A 17,488-nucleotide genomic window follows, 5' to 3' on the forward strand; every position below is an offset into this window, starting at 1 on the left:
AATACTATCGATAGCTGAGTTCATAAATATGTCATACTACTGGATGATAATTTTATAATTTATAACGAGGATTGGGGCGTAATGTTAATTGCTATTTTTAGACAGTTTTTTTTACTTGGCTGCATGAGTTTTGGCGGCCCTGCTGCTCACTTAGGCTATTTTAAGCGCCATTTTGTCGATACCCTAAATTGGCTCACTAACACCCGTTATGCACAGCTTATAAGCTTAAGCCAAGCCTTGCCTGGGCCTGGCTCTAGTCAAGTTAGTTTTGCCATTGGGGTAGAGCGCGCGGGTGTACTTGGTGGCATTGCTGCCTTTATTGGTTTTACCCTACCATCATTTTTAATTATGTTGCTATTGGCTATAAGTGCGCATCAGTTTGATGCTGTTTATTTTGCCATTATTGCTGGGTTAAAACTGTTTGCTGTGGTTATTGTCGCCGATGCCACATTAAGTATGGCAAAGAGCTTTTGCACTAGCGCAGCCCTAAAGCTATTAGCCGTACTAAGCACGTTAGCCTTAATACTTTTTCCTCTGCTGGGCACACAAATAGCTATTTTAATTACCGCGGCTGCTGTGGGTGCAATATGGCCATTATTAAAATTAAATCCGGAACCCGCACAGCAAAGTAAGTCAAAAAGTAATATAAATTGGCTCGCTTTAGGGTTATTTACACTGCTGCTAGTGCTCAGTTTCATTCCTTTGACTACTGAATTAGCTTTGTTTGCCCCCTTTTATCAAGCAGGTGCCATGGTGTTTGGTGGTGGCCATGTAGTATTACCTGTATTGCAAGCAAGCGTACCTGCACTAAGCAGCGATCAGTTTTTGAGCGCCTATGCAAGCGCGCAAGCTGTGCCTGGACCCATGTTTACCATTGCTACTTACTTAGGTGCACAACTAAGTACCGAACAACCTTTATTTGGCGCTATCGTAGCCACTGTACTTATATTTATGCCCGGGTTTTTACTCATACTTGCGTTTCAAAAAAGTTGGTTAAACTTAGCCAACAAGCCTCGCTTTGCCAGTGTTATTGCCGCACTTAATGCCTCTGTAGTGGGTTTTTTAGCTGCGGCGCTGTATTCACCTATTTGGACATCGGCGGTGCACAATTTTTGGCACATTGCGCTAGTTATTGCAGCATTCGCTTGGCTAAGATTAAAAAAGCCACCTATTTGGTGGCTGTTAATACTCTTTATTACTACGGGGTTGGCTCAGTATTATTGGGCACTTTAATTTTAGGTTTTTCGCTTGTAGGCACGGCTGTGGGTGGGCTAAATTGGCCACTCACACTTTGATACGGACGCAGGCCAAAAATAGGTAACACAGCCAATAAATGATCCATTATTTCGGCTTGTAAATGCTCATACGATATCCAACGTTTATCGCTACTAAAGCAATAAAACTCAATCGGTAAGCCGTGGTTTGTCGGCTGTAACTCACGTACTAGCAAGGTCAGTGAAGTATTGATTTTTTTATGTTGCTTTAGGTAACCTTCGGCATAACGGCGAAACAAACCTAAATTAGACACAGGATCAGGCAGTGAAGACGTACGAATGTAGTCGGCCAAAGGTATAGCCGCTTCTATTTGCTGGCGAAAATCATCTTCAACTAAAAAAATACTATTCATATCAATATTAAGCGAGCGCTTCATGCGCCTCCCGGCAGACTCTTGCATACTACGCCAGTTTTTAAATGAACCTGCTACTAACATGTAAGTAGGAATAGTCGTTACAGTATTATCCCAGTTACGCACTCTTACTGTGTTTAACCCTAAATCAATTACTTCTCCGTCGGCCCCATAATTATCTACCTGGATCCAGTCGCCATACGTAACGAGTCTATTGGCTGCAATTTGAATGCTTGCGACAAACCCCAATATGGTGTCTTTAAATACTAATAAAGTGACGGCGGCAATAGCACCAAAACCCGAGAGAATATAAGTAGGTGATTTTTCTAGCACTATACTAACAATTAAAATAACACTGACAATAAAGGTAATTAATTTAACAACCTGAATTAATCCCTGAATGGGTACTTCGCGGGCAAAATCTAATTGATTATAAATAGCGCCCGCAATACTCACTATGCTACTAAAAATAAAGCCCGCATAAATAATGAGCAGCGCTTGGCCTAAGGTTTTTAAAATTTCCTCTGCAATCTCATTCACCGGGTACACACTATCAAATGTGGCTAGAAACAATGCACAGCAAAGTAAGCAAGCTATGCGCTTATTGAGCTTGTTTAGCATAGGTGCAAGTAAGCCAATGCGTTCAGGTGAGATTTTAGTAACAATTTTTTGGATCGCAGGAAACATTAAGCGACGAGTAAATAAGTACACAAATAATAATGAAAATATACCAATGGCGACGGCAGTAATAGTGCTTAGAAAAAAAGCGTCGGGCACTTTTTCAAACCAAGGCGCTATTAACTTCTGTAAGTGGGTATCGGTCATGGTATTTTTATTTCCTTGCGGGAGTTAGGTTTAAAATTACAGTGCTAGCTAGAGTAAAAAGCGCCATTGCAGCATAACCAATTATAGTAACTACAGCGGGTAATACCCGCTGTAAAATTAACAGAGCCAAGCAAAGTGACATTAAAAAACACTACCTAAGTTAATCTGTATTGACCGTGAATAGCTAAGTGTTTTTAGCGTAACTGTAGGCTCATATTTTTATGCATTTATTTTTGTTCAAGGTTTATTAATGTTTGGTTTTTTTCTTTCCATAACCGATTAAGCTCACTTTGAAAGCGCACTCTAAAGTCGGGATCGTTAGTGTAGTCACCAATTAGCTCGTCACTGACCGGTCTTACTTCAACATGTACGTTTATATTTTTTACTTTACCGCTGGCAAAATCCATAAAGGTCGGAATGCCCTCAGGATAATGAATAGTCACATTAACTACTTTAGTAATTTGCTCTCCCATAGCTTGCATTACAAAGGCAACGCCTCCTGCTTTGGGTTTTAACAAATGTGGAAAAGGGCTGTTTTGGCGAGCGTGCTTTTGCTTCGTATAGCGCGTACCTTCTACAAAATTAACCACACTTACTGGCATTTCTTTAAATTTTTCGCAGGCCTTACGCGTGGTTTCTAAATCTTTACCGCGTAATTTAGGGTTCTTTTTAAGCTGACTTTTACTCGTACGAGTCATGAACGGAAAATCAAGCGCCCACCAGCACAAACCTAATATAGGCACGTAAATAAGCTCTTTTTTCAAAAAGAAATTTAAAAAGGGTATTTTGCGATTTAATACGCGTTGCAATACTAAAATATCAACCCAGCTTTGATGATTAGCTATAACTAAATACCAATCTTTTAGCTTTATATCTTCAAGCCCAGTAACGTTAATTTTAGTTGGCGTAAATAATTTTTGATTTAAGCTGTTAAAGGTAACCCAAATAGTGGCAAATTGTTTGGCGGCCCAACTCATTAACTTTTGTAGCGGCTTAATTGGTATAAGCTTAATAACACCACAAATAAAAATTGGCACAAACCAAATAAGAGTATTTATAAAGTACAACAAAATACTAAATACACTGCGGATAACTGACATTGTTTCTATTCCTTTAAATAGCGCGCAGCAGCTAATTACTGCGCTTTTTATACTTAATTAATAATGGCTGAGGTTAGTCCTCAAAATAGGTATAGCCTTCTAGTCCCGCATTAAGCTCTGCTAAATAGCCTGCTTTACATGGCTCAGACACATCGAGCTTATTAATTTGCTCTGCAAAGTTGTCTGCTAAAATGGCGCTATCATAGTCAACACACTTTAATACATCCTTAACGCTGTCACCTTTAATGGCGTTAGTAAGTACATAACCATCATCGTTTAACTCCACATGCACTGAGTCGGTGTCGCCAAATAGGTTGTGTAAGTCACCTAAAATTTCTTGATAAGCGCCAACCATAAACATTGCAATATGATACTGCTGCCCTTGTGTATATTCAGGTATAGGTAAGCTTGTTTCTATACCTGCACCTTCTACATATTCGCGAATTTGCCCATCAGAATCACACGTTATATCTTGAATAATAGCGCGCTGGGTAAGCGGTTGAGTGAGGTTTTCAATAGGCATTACTGGGAATAATTGGCCAATTCCCCATATATCTGGCAACGATTGAAATAGTGAAAAATTAACAAATAATTTATCAGCTAATTTTTCGTTTAAATCATCGAGTACTTCGCGATGCGCACGCACATTATTGCTCAAAGATGAGCGCACCCGATGTAAAATAGTAAAGTAAAGTTGCTCTATTTTCGCCCACTCTAGCATGCTCACTAAACCGTGTACGTACTGATCGTGTGCTTCGCTAAATAAGTGCATTGCGTCGTGATAAATTTCCAGCGCCATACGCGGGCTTAAACGCTGTAAACATTGCCACATTTCATCTAATACCAGTGTACTGCTTTGCGCAGGCGCCTCTGGGTTTAAGTGATTAGGCGCTTTTTCAACGTCAATTACATCGGTAATTAATACCGCGTGGTGCGCGGTTAACGCACGCCCTGATTCAGTAATAATGGCCGGATGAGTTAATTGATGTTGGTCACACACCTCAGAAAACGCATTTACTACGTTACGGGCATATTCTGCAACGGTATAGTTCATTGAACACGCACTACGTGAACCCGAACCTTCGTAATCAACCCCTAACCCACCGCCTACATCAACGGTATTAAGTGGTACACCTAACTGAGTAAGTTCAGCAAAATGGCGTGCACATTCACGCAAAGCGCGGTGAATATCGCGAATATTGGCTATTTGAGAGCCAATATGAAAATGCACCATTTGCATTAAGTGCAATTTATTATGTTTTTTTAACACTTCAACAGCGCTAAGCACTTGCCCTGCCGTTAAACCAAATTTACCTTTTTCGCCACCGGTGTTTTGCCATTTACCTTTGCCCACTGAGTTTAGGCGAATACGAATACCAATAGCCGGTTCAATGCCTAAATTATCAATTTCTTCCAGTAAGGTGGTTAACTCCGAGAGCTTCTCTACCACTATTTTAACTTTGTGACCCATAGCCTGACCAATACAGGCTAAGCGTAAAAACTCACTGTCTTTATAGCCATTACACACAATAGTAATGGGCTCTTTTGCCACCCCTAAAATAGCCATTAGTTCTGGTTTAGAGCCAGCTTCAAGGCCAACCAGCCCGCTAGGGTGAGCTAAAAGTTTACTCACTACAGAGCGTTGCTGATTTACTTTGATTGGATAAACGCAGGTATATTCGCCTTGATACTCACGATTTGCTCGTGCTTGAGTAAAGGCATTGGTAAGCGTATCTACCCGGTTTTGTAATATATCGGTAAAGCGCACCAATACTGGTAAGGTTAAACCCTGTTGTTTAAATTGTTCGGTTAATTGCGTTAAAGAAATTGCGGCCTTTGCTTGGTCGCCATCTGGGTAGGCCACCAACTCGCCTTGTGCGTTAATATCAAAATAGCCTTCACTCCAATGTGCAACATTATAAGTGGCACGTGCTGTTTCTAAACCCCAAGTCATGGCAACTCTTCTTTAATCAATTAAATACAATGACGCATTTTAATACGTCGCTATCCTCTAGGCTAACAAAAATTGAACTTTCCCTCATTCCTAACTAACTTTATTGGTTAAATCAGTTAAAATGTCATTGAGCAAAACGTCAAGCACTGGCAAAATTGCCCCCTTTTTCATCCTCAACTTAAAAAAGTGTAATAGTAACTATGGCAAATTTAGATCAAAGTAAGTGGTTTACTGAAATTAGCGACCGCGATGGCAGCGCATTTTCATTACGTATTAACAAAAAGTTAGATGAAAAACAGTCTCCTTTTCAAAAAGTAGAAATGTTCGAAACCACCGACTTTGGTAATTTAATGATCATCGACGGTTGCACTATGGTAAGTAGCCGCGAAAACTTTTTTTATCATGAGATGATCAGCCACCCTGCACTTTTAGCGCACCCAGCACCTAAAAATGTAGTTATTATTGGCGGCGGCGACTGCGGTACCTTACGCGAAGTGTTAAAGCACCCTAGTGTAGAGAGCGTTACGCAAATAGATATAGACGAAGTAGTAACGCAAATGTCGTTAAAATACTTCCCAGAGCTGTGTGAATCTAACAACGATCCTCGTGCAACAGTTATGTTTGACGACGGCATTAAATACATGCGCGAAGCCGCAAGCGAATCAATCGATGTTGTTATTGTTGATGGCACCGACCCAGTAGGCCCAGGTGAAGGTTTATTTAATCATGCATTTTACACTAGCTGCTTAAACGCACTTCGCCCAGGTGGCATTTTAGTACAACAAAGCGAATCACCGCTTATGCATATGCCGTTATTAGTTGAAATGCGCGAAGCTATGCTAACGGTAGGTTTTAACGACTTACAAACACTGCCATTCCCGCAACCTATATACCCAAGTGGTTTATGGTCAGTAACTTTAGCGCGTAAATCTGCAGCCTTTAATGGCTTTAGAGAAGATGCAGCAGCCGATATTGCAAAGAACAGCGAATACTACAACAACGGCATTCATCACGGTGCATTAGCTACGCCAAACTTTATGCAACGCGCTTTTGATAAAAAATAATCTCGCAATCTAAGCAATACTAAATTAAGGGCTCAACAGAGCCCTTTTTTATTGCTTAGCGTACAAGCAACCTCACTGCTCACTTTTTATCACCCTGAATACGTATGCAACCTGTCGTATTCACCACCCTCTCGCTTTATGCTTGATAGCCAAACACGTCGCTAACCCAAGGAACTATTATGCGCACATTGGCACTGCTACTCATGGCTTTTTCAAGTATCACGGTTGCTCAAACAGCTACCGTACAATCGCCTGACGATAATATAAAAATAATCATCTCAGACGAGCAGAGTACACCTAGTTATTCTATTAGTTTTAAAAATAAAACAGTCATTAATAATTCTGCTCTCGGGTTTGAATTTAAACAACATGCACCGTTTAGTAACAGCTTTAAAATAACCAAAGTTCAACAACAAAGTACCAACACTCAGTGGCAACAACCTTGGGGCGAGCGACAAACGGTTGTAGATCAGCATAACGAGGTAACTGTAACCTTTGCTAAGCCACAACCTCAAGGTGGTACTTATAGCGTGCGCTTTAAAGCGTTTGATAGTGGCGTGGGTTTTAGATACGAAGTACCAAAACAAGCAGGCCTTAACAATATTGAAATAACCAAAGAGCTTACCGAGTTTGCTGTTAATAACAGCCACACAGCGACAGCTTGGTGGATCCCTGCCCGCGGCTGGAATCGCTACGAATATGTATATAATACCAGCCCATTAAACGATGCCGCATTGGTACATACGCCATTTACCTTTAAAAACCAAGATGGTGTGCATATTAGTATTCATGAAGCCGCCCTTGTTGATTACGCCGCCATGGTACTTAATCAACGCCGCCCTGGGGTTTTTCAAGCCGATTTAACGCCATGGTCGAGTGGTGTTGCCGTTAAAAAACAGGGCGCATTTAATACCCCATGGCGCACTATTCAAATTGGCGAAAAAGCCGTTGATTTAGTTAACTCAGATATTATTTTAAATCTAAATGAGCCGAATAAACTCGGTGACGTGTCGTGGGTAAAACCTGGTAAATACATAGGTATTTGGTGGGGTATGCATATAAACACACACACTTGGGGCAGCGGCGACAAGCACGGCGCTACTACAAAAAATACCAAATACTACATGGACTTTGCCGCCAAATATGGTTTTGATGGCGTATTAGTTGAAGGCTGGAACACAGGCTGGGATGGCGACTGGTTTTTTAATGGTGATGTGTTTAGCTTTACTCAGCCCTACGATGATTTTGATATAGCAGCGCTAACAAAATATTCTAAGCAAACAGGCGTGCAACTCATTGGCCATCACGAAACATCCGGCAACGTCAGTAACTATCGCAAGCAAATGGCAGATGCCTTTGCATTGTATGAAAAATCTAACGTTAGCCAAGTTAAAACCGGTTACGTAGCCGATGGCGGAAACATTAAGCGCATTGACAAAAACGGTATAGCTCGCCATGAGTGGCACGACGGCCAATTTATGGTTAACGAGTACTTACATAACGTTAAGCTAGCTGCTAAACATAAAATAAGTATTAACACCCACGAGCCGATTAAAGATACCGGACTGCGCCGTACTTATCCAAACTGGATCACTCGAGAAGGCGCACGCGGACAAGAGTTTAACGCATGGGGTACTCCTCCTAATCCACCCGAGCACATTGCTATGCTGGCATTTACCCGCATGCTTGCTGGGCCTATGGATTTTACTCCTGGTATTTTCGATTTAAGTTTTAACGGTTTAGGCGCTAATACTAATCGCCCGCAAACTACGCTGGCTAAACAACTAGCATTGTATGTTGTATTATATAGTCCGATTCAAATGGCGGCCGACCTACCTAAAAATTATTTAGCTAAACCCGATGCATTTCAATTTATTCAAGACGTACCGACCGACTGGCAACAAAGCATTGCCCTTGATGGTGCAGTAGGTGACTTTATTGTATTTGCGCGAAAAGAGCGAAAGCGCGACAAATATACCGGCAACGACTGGTATTTAGGCGCAGTGACTGACGAGCAAGCGCGTACTATTGAGATTAGTTTAGACTTTTTAGATAACGGCAAACAGTTTGAGGCACATATTTATAAAGATGGTAAGAATGCCGAATGGAAAAATAATCCGTACGATTTAACTATCGAAAAACGCCTTGTTACTGCAAGCGATAAATTAACGCTTAAGCTGGCCACCAGTGGCGGTACGGCTATTCGTTTTAAAGCACTTTAATCGCTTACTGCGTATTTATAATTTTGGCCAGCACAACTTAATACCAACCCGCTGCAGTAAAGTGGGTTGGTATTATACTTTAATTGGTAAGTAAATTTGTGCACTTAACCCGCCCTCAGGCCGGTTAGATAATTTAACTTTACCGTCATGCATATCTATAATGCGTTTAATAATAGCCAGCCCTAAACCGCTGCCCTCGCTACCACGTGCTGTATCGCCTTGCTTAAACGGCTCAAATACCGACTCCAGTTCGCCCTCTGGTATACCCGGGCCACTATCGTTTACCGCAATAACAACATACTTTTTATTGCTATTAAAATAGCAGAGCACTTCAATATCACCTTCTGAGTAACGCAGCGCATTTTCAATCATATTGGTTATTACACGCTTAATTGCCACTGCACTAATAGGTATATTGCCAATACTAGGATTACCTTTAAAGGTAATTACTCGCTGGTGTTTAAGCTCAGTGTGCACTACCTCTGCCACTAACGCGTTAATGTCCTCACAGCTTAGCTCTTCACGTTTGTGATGGCGTAAATATTCAATGAACTGATCGATAATGCCGTTCATGTCTTCAATATCGTAAATAATGCCTTCACGCAAATAGTCATCTTCATCTGCCATCATTTCGGTGGCTAAACGAATGCGGGTTAGTGGAGTGCGTAAATCATGAGACACCCCTGCCATTAACAGCCGACGATCATTTTCAAGCGCAGCAATACCCCGCGACATTTGATTAAATGCCCGTGTTACAGCAATAACTTCACTCGATCCTTGTTCGGCTAACTTAGTACTAAAATCGCCTTTACCTACCTTAACCGCCGCTTGTTGCAATGCTTTTAGCGGCCTATTTAAGTGCCTAGCAAATAACCAACCACCTAATACACTTAAAAAACCAATACTTGATAAGTAAAAGGTTAAAAACTCGAGGTTATTTTCTTTAAACCCACTAAGCGGCACTTTTACCCAATAACCTAATGCTTGCGGGGCTTCTACCCAGTATATGAGTGGATCGGTTTGGCTAATACGCACCCGCGCAGAACCATTTAGCTGCTCAGACATACTACGCGATAATACCGAATATTCGCGACTTTGCCCCAAACCACTGCGCATTGCTTCATGCTGAGTCATGACTTCAATACCGGTAATTTCAAAAAACTTATCCGATACTTCATTGGTTACTTCAACACCATCTTCCCAGTCAATAAATACGGTTTTAATTTGCTTAGCCAGCATTAAATTAACTTGCTCAATGGTAGGTTTTACTACGTATAAGCTCACCGTTACGTAAGATACTATTTGATTTATTAACAGCAAAGCCGCCACTAAAAAAACGGTTTGCCCAAATGCACTACGCGGAAATAGTCCCATATAAATTACTTTTCACCATCGGGAACAAATACATACCCTAAGCCCCAAACGGTTTGAATATAACGTGGGCTGGCGGCATCTACCTCAATCATGCGGCGAAGTCGCGACACTTGCACATCAATACTGCGCTCCAGTGCGCTGTAATCTCGCCCGCGCGCTAGGTTCATCAATTTATCACGGCTCAGCGGCTCACGTGGATGCAAGACCAGCGCTTTAAGCACTGCAAACTCGCCACTGGTTAAGGAAATTGTTTTATCGCCTTCGCTCATTTCGCGAGTGGCTAAATTAAGCGAAAATCGCCCAAATTCAATCAAGTTTTCTTCTGCAGCAGGTGCGCCCGGCACTTCTTTGGCACGGCGTCGTAAAATAGCTTTTATTCGCGCTAACAGCTCTCGTGGATTAAATGGTTTTGGAATGTAGTCGTCTGCTCCCAATTCAAGGCCAATAATACGGTCAACCTCATCACCTTTAGCGGTAAGCATAACAATTGGAATGTCGTTTTCTTTTTGGCGTAAACGACGACAAATAGACAAACCATCTTCACCCGGCAGCATTAAATCGAGCACCATTAAATGAAAGTTTTCACGTTCGATAAGCCGATCCATTTGCTCTGAATTACCCGCTGTTCTTACAATAAAGCCTTGCTCTACTAAATAGCGCTCCAGTAAGCTGCGTAAACGCATGTCATCATCTACAACCAATACTTTTGTCGTTTCGTGTCCCATTGTGTTTCTTATTTTTATAATCTATTACCCATTAATATAAATGAAAAAACCTGTAAGCAACAATTTATTAGCCGCTTAGATTGTTACTGAACATTTCAAACTCATTTGTGCGCGTGTTTTATTAATAATACACTCGACAAGTTTGGGTTATTTTAATACCTTGCTCTGTATGAGTATTAAAAAAGAACATGGCGTGAAAACAAACTTAATTACCCGCGAAGGCTACTTACAATTACAACAAGAACATACCCATTTATGGAATGTAAAACGCCCTGAAATCACCAAAATAGTAAGCTGGGCGGCCAGCCTAGGAGATAGATCTGAAAATGCAGATTATCAATATAATAAACGGCTTCTACGGCAAATAGACCGCCGTGTGCGCTACTTACGTAAGCGCATACCCGACTTAAAAATTATTGATTATTCGCCTGTGCAAGATGGCAAAGTGTTTTTTGGTGCTTGGGTTGAAATTGAAAATGAGCAAGGCGAGACTAAAAAGTTTAAAATTGTCGGTCCCGATGAAATTTACGAGCGTAAAGACTATATTTCGATTGATTCACCAATGGCGCGAGCGTTGTTAAAAAAACAAGTAGATGACGAGTTTGACGTTATCACCCCTCAAGGCAAAAAACAGTGGTACGTAAATAGCATTAGCTATCAAAAAAATAGTTAAGCTGCTTTGATTCAGATCATATTAACTTTTTATTGTGTAACTTAATGCAATGAGCTATAACTGATTTAACTCAAGTTACACAATTTTAATTTGAGACTCGTTAATTAAGGTCGTATTTATGTCAAACATAGTATCGCGCATATTAAGTAATGCCGTATTGTTTGCACTCTTCATGAGTGTAAGTTTGACTTTGCATGCTAGCCCTAAAAACACACAACTAGACTCAAGTATAGTTACTCCCCACTTTATTGCTTGTGACACTCCTGATCAAACAAATCCCGACATAGACTTTGATTCTCATGCCTATGTTATTAGCCTTAGGGTACTGCAACCACTCCCTAAAGCACCCTACTCTTATTACCAGAGTACTATTTTAGACAAACCTTTTAGCTGCGCGCATCAGCGAGGCCCACCTAGCTATTTAATTTAATAACTTACTTTTCAAACTATTAAATTTTATAACTAAATAAGGTGACTAATATGTCTAACTTTAAAGAACTTCGTATTCAAGATATTTCTCATGGCGTTATTGCTAACACGTTTGCTGTTGAACAACCGCTTATTGATTTAACCTCTCCTGCTATTAAAATGATTAATAACTTTACGAATAAAATACCAGTGCGTGCATCATTCGATACAACCATTGAGCAAGCGCTAAAACAACTTAGTGTGCAACCTTCAAACTTTATTTTAGTCACCGACGAGCAGCATAAGCTAATAGGCATTGTTTCGAGTGCAGACTTACAAAGCTCAAAAACAATGATAATAGCCCAGCGTATAGGCTTGCCGCGCAGCGAAGTTAACTTACACCACTTAATGACCCCGTTAACTAATTTACTCGGTGTAAGCATGCAAAGCTTAAGCTACGCATGTATTGGCGATGCACTACAAACAATGGAGCACCGTGGCGCTATGTTTTTATTAGTGACTACTGCTAATAATGAAATATGTGGCTTAATTTCAGCTCGCGAAATTGCCAAAACACTGCAAATACCTGTGCACATAACCCCTATTGCTAACTCATTTAGTGAAGTACTAGAGAGCGTAGATCACCCCCATTAAAGCGCTTTACAACAATTAAAGTTATCGCTTTGATTGTTACATCTTAAAGCAAGCAAAATAGCTTGCTTTAAGACCTTTTTATTACCCTCCCCTGTGATATTATTCAAGCAATTGACCCGCCAGTTAAGTTAATTTAACTGGTCTTATTTTTGTTTTATAAGGTTTTTGCATGAGCGATATCTCTGCACGTTTAGCCAGTGAGTTAAACGCACAACAGCAACAAGTTGTTGCAGCAACAAAGTTACTTGATGAAGGCGCAACGGTTCCTTTTATTGCCCGTTACAGAAAAGAAGTAACCGGCGGACTAGACGACACGCAACTGCGGTTGTTAGAGCAAAGGTTGTCGTATTTACGAGAGCTTGAAGAGCGCCGTAGCTTTATTTTATCAACTATAGAGTCACAAAAAAAACTAACTGCAGCGCTAAGCGCCGATATTAATGCTGCACAAAGTAAAACTGAGCTTGAAGATTTATACCTGCCTTATAAAGCAAAGCGTCGTACCAAAGGGCAAATAGCAATAGAGGCGGGATTAGAGCCGCTTGCCAATGCACTATTTAATGATGCCAACCTAGATCCAGAGCAGCAAGCTGAGCAGTTTGTAAGTGCCGATAAAGGCATAGCTGATACAAAATCAGCCCTTGAAGGTGCTAAGTTTATTTTAATGGAGCGTTTTGCCGAAGACGCCAAGTTACTCGCGAAGTTCAGAAGCTACATTAGTCAAAATGGGGTTATTGAAAGCAGCTTAATTAAAGGCCAAGAACAAGCTGGCGCTAAATATCGTGACTACTTTGAGCATCAAGAGGCTCTTAAAAAAGTACCTTCGCACCGTGCGCTTGCTATGCTTAGAGCCCGTAATGAAGGCATTTTACAGCTTAATATTAATCCTGAACCAAGCTCAGAAAATTCAGCGCAACTTTGTGCTCAAATGATAGCTGATCATTATCGCTTAGATATTAAAAACCAAGCAGCTAGCAGCTGGCTATTAACTGTGGTGCAGTGGGCGTGGAAAATTAAACTAGGCTTACACTTAGAAAATGAATTTTTAGCGGCTATGCGCGAAAAAGCCGAAACCGGTGCAATTGATGTATTTGCTAAAAACTTAAAAGACCTACTCATGGCCGCACCAGCTGGCCCGCGTACTACTCTAGGGCTCGATCCTGGTCTACGTACCGGTTGTAAAATTGCGATTGTAGATAGCACTGGCAAACTTTTAACCACACAAACTATTTTCCCACATGCACCACAAAATCACTGGGAAAAATCTGTACGCACCTTAGAGCTACTTTGTCGTCAACATAAGGTTGAGCTTATTGCGATTGGTAATGGCACCGCGTCTCGCGAGTCTGATAAGTTAATTGCTGAACTAATGAAAGCTAATGCCGAGCTTAAACTTAATAAAATTATGGTTAGCGAAGCGGGTGCATCGGTCTATTCTGCCTCAGAACTTGCTGCTAATGAATTTCCTAATTTAGACGTTTCTCTAAGAGGCGCGGTTTCTATTGCCCGTCGTTTACAAGACCCTCTAGCTGAGCTGGTTAAAATTGAGCCTAAAGCCATAGGTGTAGGTCAATATCAGCACGATGTATCGCAAAGCCAATTAGGGCAAAGCCTGATCTCAGTAGTAGAAGACTGTGTAAACTCTGTAGGCGTAGATTTAAATATGGCCTCGGTGCCATTACTAACCCGCGTTTCTGGTTTAAACAAAACCTTAGCGCAAAATATTGTTAACTACCGCGATGCTAATGGTTCGTTTGCAAAACGCAGTGAGCTTAAAAAAGTAGAGCGTTTAGGGCCAAAAGCGTTTGAACAAGCCGCAGGGTTTTTACGTATTAACAACGGCAGCGATCCGCTAGATAACTCATCCGTTCACCCTGAGGCTTACCCTGTTGTTAAGCGTATTTGTGAGCACAATAGCATTGATGTAAATAGCTTAATGGGTAACAGCGACTTTTTAAATAAGTTAGCCGCTAACGACTACATTGACGATAAATTTGGTTTACCTACCGTTACCGATATTATTAGCGAGCTTGATAAGCCTGGGCGCGATCCTCGCCCTGAGTTTAAAACTGCTGAATTTAAAGCCGGCGTAGAAAAAATAAGCGATCTAAAACCAGGAATGATTTTAGAAGGTGTTGTATCTAACGTTGCTAATTTTGGTGCTTTTGTTGATGTAGGTGTACATCAAGATGGTTTAGTACATATTTCATCAATTACTAATAAGTTTATCTCTGATCCGCGTGAAGTTGTTAAAGCCGGTGACATTGTAAAAGTTAAAGTAGTTGAAGTTGATGCCGCACGTAAACGCATTAGCTTTACCATGCGCCTAGATGACGACATTGATACCAGTAATAAGCCAGCAGCTCCTGCTGCGCAAAAGCCACGCGCTAACAACAACTCACAGCCAAGAGCTGCTAAGCCAAAGCGTGATAATGGTAATGCGCTAATGGGCAATGCGTTTGCTGATGCATTTGCTAACGCTAAACTGAAAAAGTAATACTTATATAGCTCCGAATAAATCTAGCTAAAAATAAAAAAACCGCGTTAGCGGTTTTTTTATTTGGGTATTTTGATAAGAGCTTTAAGCTCAGTATTGCTTAAGCTACATAACTAACCTGATCTCCGGATAATAAACCTATCTCAAGCAGCTATTTTCAGCGCTAACTGCGTTGAATTTACTTGCAATAGGCCAGCTATTGACGCGTAAACTCGCCTTATTTTCACTGAAAATCTCTGGCTAGAGAAAATAAAGTTAAATATAATTATAAATTCAATACGTTAGTAAATCTCTTAACCAGAGTTCAGGTTAACTATATTTGCGCTGAAAAACCGCTGTTGCTTGCGGGCGATGTCGCCATTTGATAAAAATTAGCAATGCGCCCAGCGCGTGCTTCAACTTGTGTATCGCGAGTTTGCTCTGCACTTTTTGCTGTTTTTTCTTCACTGCTATCATTACTTGAAAGTGAAGCGGCTGCTTTACTTGTTGTTTTTTCGTCTTCATTACTTTTTGGGCTTGCAAGTTCAGCCTGTGCGGTGGCTATTTTTTGCGTGGCATCGGCAGCAATTGCTCTATCTGCGCCCGATGGCTGAGCAGGGGCAAGTGCTGCTGCACGTACTGTTTGCATTTTTTCTATGGTTGCTTGTGGATCGCCATTTATAGCCCCCACATCTATTTGCACTTCGCCACCCACAGCGTAATTAGTGCCATCTGGGCCACGCTGATACTCATAACTAGGCGAGCCCGCATGTTGCCCACCCACTGCTGCATGCGCTTGTTCGTGCACACGTACTTCGGTATCACGCGCTTTAAGCTCTTTAATTTGTAGTGCTTGTTGCGCTAACTGCTGCTCTTCTTTTGCTGCTTCTTGTTCTGTTGTTTGGTTTTTTTCTTGCTCGTTTTCTTGCTCAGCATTATCTGAATTGCCTGAACTTTCGTCACGTGCCTCAACAGACTTTTCACCTATCAGCTTTCCTTTAGCGTCGTAAGTAGCTGGGTCACTGTTACCCGGTAATTTAGCTTTTTCGGCATCACTTTGGGCTTTATTTTCGGTGCTACTAGCCGTACTTGATGCTGGCGGGGGAATAACTTCTCGCAACTGATTATCACGCCGTGCAGTTTCGGTATAAACATTTGCGGTGTTTATATTAATAGACGGGAATGGCGTGACAATATTCATAATATTTAAACGTTTATATCAATTAATGTACCGAGCACATCATCGGCAGTTTGAATCGATTGCGTATTCGCTTTAGCGTTAAACTCTTCAACTTTTAAGTTTACCAAAGCTTCATCAATACGGGCAGGTTTTGCTACTGGCGCAGTAACCGCTTCTTCTGAGCGAGCAGCCGTAAGTTGGCGCTGCTGTGCTAGTTGCGCATCGTCTTGTTGTTCAATACTGGCACGGTTAATTTCTGCGCTGGCTCTTTCAATTCCTTGGCTAGCTCGGTTAAACCCTTCTAGGCCACTATTAAATGCAGATCCTATTGGCATATTAAATCTCCATTAAAATAAATATTGTTTAATTATCGCTCAACTAATGCGCAAAATAAAGCTTTAACCAGCGCTATTCGTCGCTCTATTTTAAAGCATTGATTTAACGGCAGATATAAATTCATTTTTATGAGAAATAAAAGGAGCATGTGACGCTTTATCTAATACTTCATACTCAAACTCAGTATTAAGTGCTGCCATTTGGGCAATTGCTCTATAAGGAACAAGTGCATCTAAACGACCAAATATAGCGCTTATAGGCACAGGGCAATGAGTAAATAGCGCTCGTAAATCTTCATTTTGTAAAATATCTAAACCCGCAGTCAAAGCCTCATTTTCAGGGGCTTTATATTGATTTAGCAATTGTTTAAGTTGTTTTACGTCATCACGAGCCGATTCGCTGCCCATTGCCTGAATAGCTAAAAATCGCTCTATGGTTTTTTCACCATGATTAACAAGCTGCTCTTTAAATTGCGTTAAAACCTGTGCTTTTATACCCGGCCACGGCGCTTGCTCTGCAAAAAAGGGGCTAGCAGCAACAAGTATCACTTTAGCTACTTTTTCGGGCCAATGTTTAGCAATATATAGTGCAAATAACCCACCTAAAGACCAACCCATTAAAATAGAGTGTGGTTTTAACTGCTCACTTAAAAGTGCTGCAGCGCTGTGTAAGGTATAAGGGTTTGGGCATGTTTTACTACTACCGTAGCCAGGTAAATCAATACTGCGTACGTTGTTATTATGAATAAATGCTAGCTCTGGCTGCACTAATTGCCATACACCTTTGTTCATACCCCAACCATGTAGTAACACTAATTCATTTTGCATATTTGCCAAACCTTAACCAAACTGAAGTTTATAATAGCGTTTAACT

At 41.0% G+C, this 17,488-nt stretch carries 15 protein-coding genes; 7 read left to right on the forward strand and 8 right to left on the reverse strand.

Going from position 1 to position 17,488, the window contains the following annotated elements:
• Positions 1-81 precede the first annotated feature (81 nt).
• Positions 82-1,233: a chromate efflux transporter gene (gene chrA, locus J5X91_RS10945; RefSeq protein WP_208834845.1), complete on the forward strand. Its 1,152-nt coding sequence runs from the start codon at positions 82-84 to the stop codon at positions 1,231-1,233.
• Here the strand turns inward: chrA and J5X91_RS10950 are convergent.
• From J5X91_RS10950 to speA, 3 genes are all read right to left on the reverse strand, one after another.
• Entirely contained in the window at positions 1,199-2,452 is a 1,254-nt protein-coding gene (locus tag J5X91_RS10950; protein WP_011329472.1) for a mechanosensitive ion channel family protein, read from the reverse strand. The genes chrA and J5X91_RS10950 overlap by 35 nt on opposite strands.
• Positions 2,453-2,679: 227 nt before the next feature.
• Complete coding sequence (locus tag J5X91_RS10955; protein WP_011329473.1) at positions 2,680-3,552, reverse strand: acyltransferase; 873 nt, start codon at positions 3,550-3,552, stop codon at positions 2,680-2,682.
• A 73-nt stretch (positions 3,553-3,625) separates the two neighbouring features.
• Entirely contained in the window at positions 3,626-5,506 is a 1,881-nt protein-coding gene (gene speA / locus J5X91_RS10960) for a biosynthetic arginine decarboxylase (RefSeq protein WP_179807481.1), read from the reverse strand.
• 200 nt (positions 5,507-5,706) lie between these two features.
• Between speA and speE the strand changes: the two genes are divergently transcribed.
• Together speE and J5X91_RS10970 are read left to right on the forward strand one after the other, a co-directional pair.
• Positions 5,707-6,570, forward strand: a complete 864-nt coding sequence (gene speE / locus J5X91_RS10965) for a polyamine aminopropyltransferase (protein WP_208834846.1) — start codon at positions 5,707-5,709, stop codon at positions 6,568-6,570.
• Positions 6,571-6,749: 179 nt separating this feature from the next.
• Positions 6,750-8,792 carry a glycoside hydrolase family 97 protein gene (locus J5X91_RS10970; RefSeq protein WP_208834847.1) on the forward strand — a complete coding sequence of 681 codons (2,043 nt, stop codon included), beginning with the start codon at positions 6,750-6,752 and terminating at the stop codon, positions 8,790-8,792.
• Positions 8,793-8,864: 72 nt separating this feature from the next.
• On the opposite strand, the gene envZ is transcribed toward J5X91_RS10970, so the two are convergent.
• Together envZ and ompR are read right to left on the reverse strand one after the other, a co-directional pair.
• The gene (envZ, locus tag J5X91_RS10975) at positions 8,865-10,166 is read right to left on the reverse strand and encodes a two-component system sensor histidine kinase EnvZ (RefSeq protein WP_086998926.1); all 1,302 of its coding nucleotides are present in this window, start codon (positions 10,164-10,166) and stop codon (positions 8,865-8,867) included.
• 5 nt (positions 10,167-10,171) lie between these two features.
• Entirely contained in the window at positions 10,172-10,891 is a 720-nt protein-coding gene (ompR, locus tag J5X91_RS10980; RefSeq protein WP_058374346.1) for a two-component system response regulator OmpR, read from the reverse strand.
• A gap of 193 nt (positions 10,892-11,084) precedes the next feature.
• On the opposite strand from ompR, the gene greB reads away from it, so the two are divergent.
• The 4 genes from greB to J5X91_RS11000 all read left to right on the forward strand — a co-directional run bounded on the left by greB (position 11,085) and on the right by J5X91_RS11000 (position 15,120).
• A complete protein-coding gene (greB, locus tag J5X91_RS10985; RefSeq protein WP_011329479.1) occupies positions 11,085-11,564 on the forward strand; it encodes a transcription elongation factor GreB in 480 nt (159 codons plus the stop codon).
• A 118-nt stretch (positions 11,565-11,682) separates the two neighbouring features.
• Positions 11,683-11,994: a hypothetical protein gene (locus J5X91_RS10990; RefSeq protein ID WP_011329480.1), complete on the forward strand. Its 312-nt coding sequence runs from the start codon at positions 11,683-11,685 to the stop codon at positions 11,992-11,994.
• A 50-nt stretch (positions 11,995-12,044) separates the two neighbouring features.
• On the forward strand, positions 12,045-12,626 hold the full coding sequence (locus tag J5X91_RS10995; protein WP_086998923.1) for a CBS domain-containing protein: 582 nt from the start codon (positions 12,045-12,047) through the stop codon (positions 12,624-12,626).
• Between the two features lie 169 nt (positions 12,627-12,795).
• Positions 12,796-15,120 carry a Tex family protein gene (locus J5X91_RS11000; protein WP_011329482.1) on the forward strand — a complete coding sequence of 775 codons (2,325 nt, stop codon included), beginning with the start codon at positions 12,796-12,798 and terminating at the stop codon, positions 15,118-15,120.
• Between the two features lie 313 nt (positions 15,121-15,433).
• Here J5X91_RS11000 and J5X91_RS11005 read toward each other — a convergent pair whose 3' ends face one another.
• The 3 genes from J5X91_RS11005 to bioH all read right to left on the reverse strand — a co-directional run bounded on the left by J5X91_RS11005 (position 15,434) and on the right by bioH (position 17,442).
• Positions 15,434-16,300: a putative metalloprotease CJM1_0395 family protein gene (locus J5X91_RS11005; protein WP_208834848.1), complete on the reverse strand. Its 867-nt coding sequence runs from the start codon at positions 16,298-16,300 to the stop codon at positions 15,434-15,436.
• Positions 16,301-16,305: 5 nt separating this feature from the next.
• Positions 16,306-16,614: a hypothetical protein gene (locus J5X91_RS11010; RefSeq protein WP_011329484.1), complete on the reverse strand. Its 309-nt coding sequence runs from the start codon at positions 16,612-16,614 to the stop codon at positions 16,306-16,308.
• A 90-nt stretch (positions 16,615-16,704) separates the two neighbouring features.
• A complete protein-coding gene (gene bioH, locus J5X91_RS11015) occupies positions 16,705-17,442 on the reverse strand; it encodes a pimeloyl-ACP methyl ester esterase BioH (RefSeq protein WP_011329485.1) in 738 nt (245 codons plus the stop codon).
• Between the last annotated feature and the right edge of the window lie 46 nt (positions 17,443-17,488).

The sequence above is a fragment of the Pseudoalteromonas sp. K222D genome, assembly GCF_017653575.1.
Classification (GTDB): Bacteria; Pseudomonadota; Gammaproteobacteria; order Enterobacterales; family Alteromonadaceae; genus Pseudoalteromonas; species Pseudoalteromonas nigrifaciens.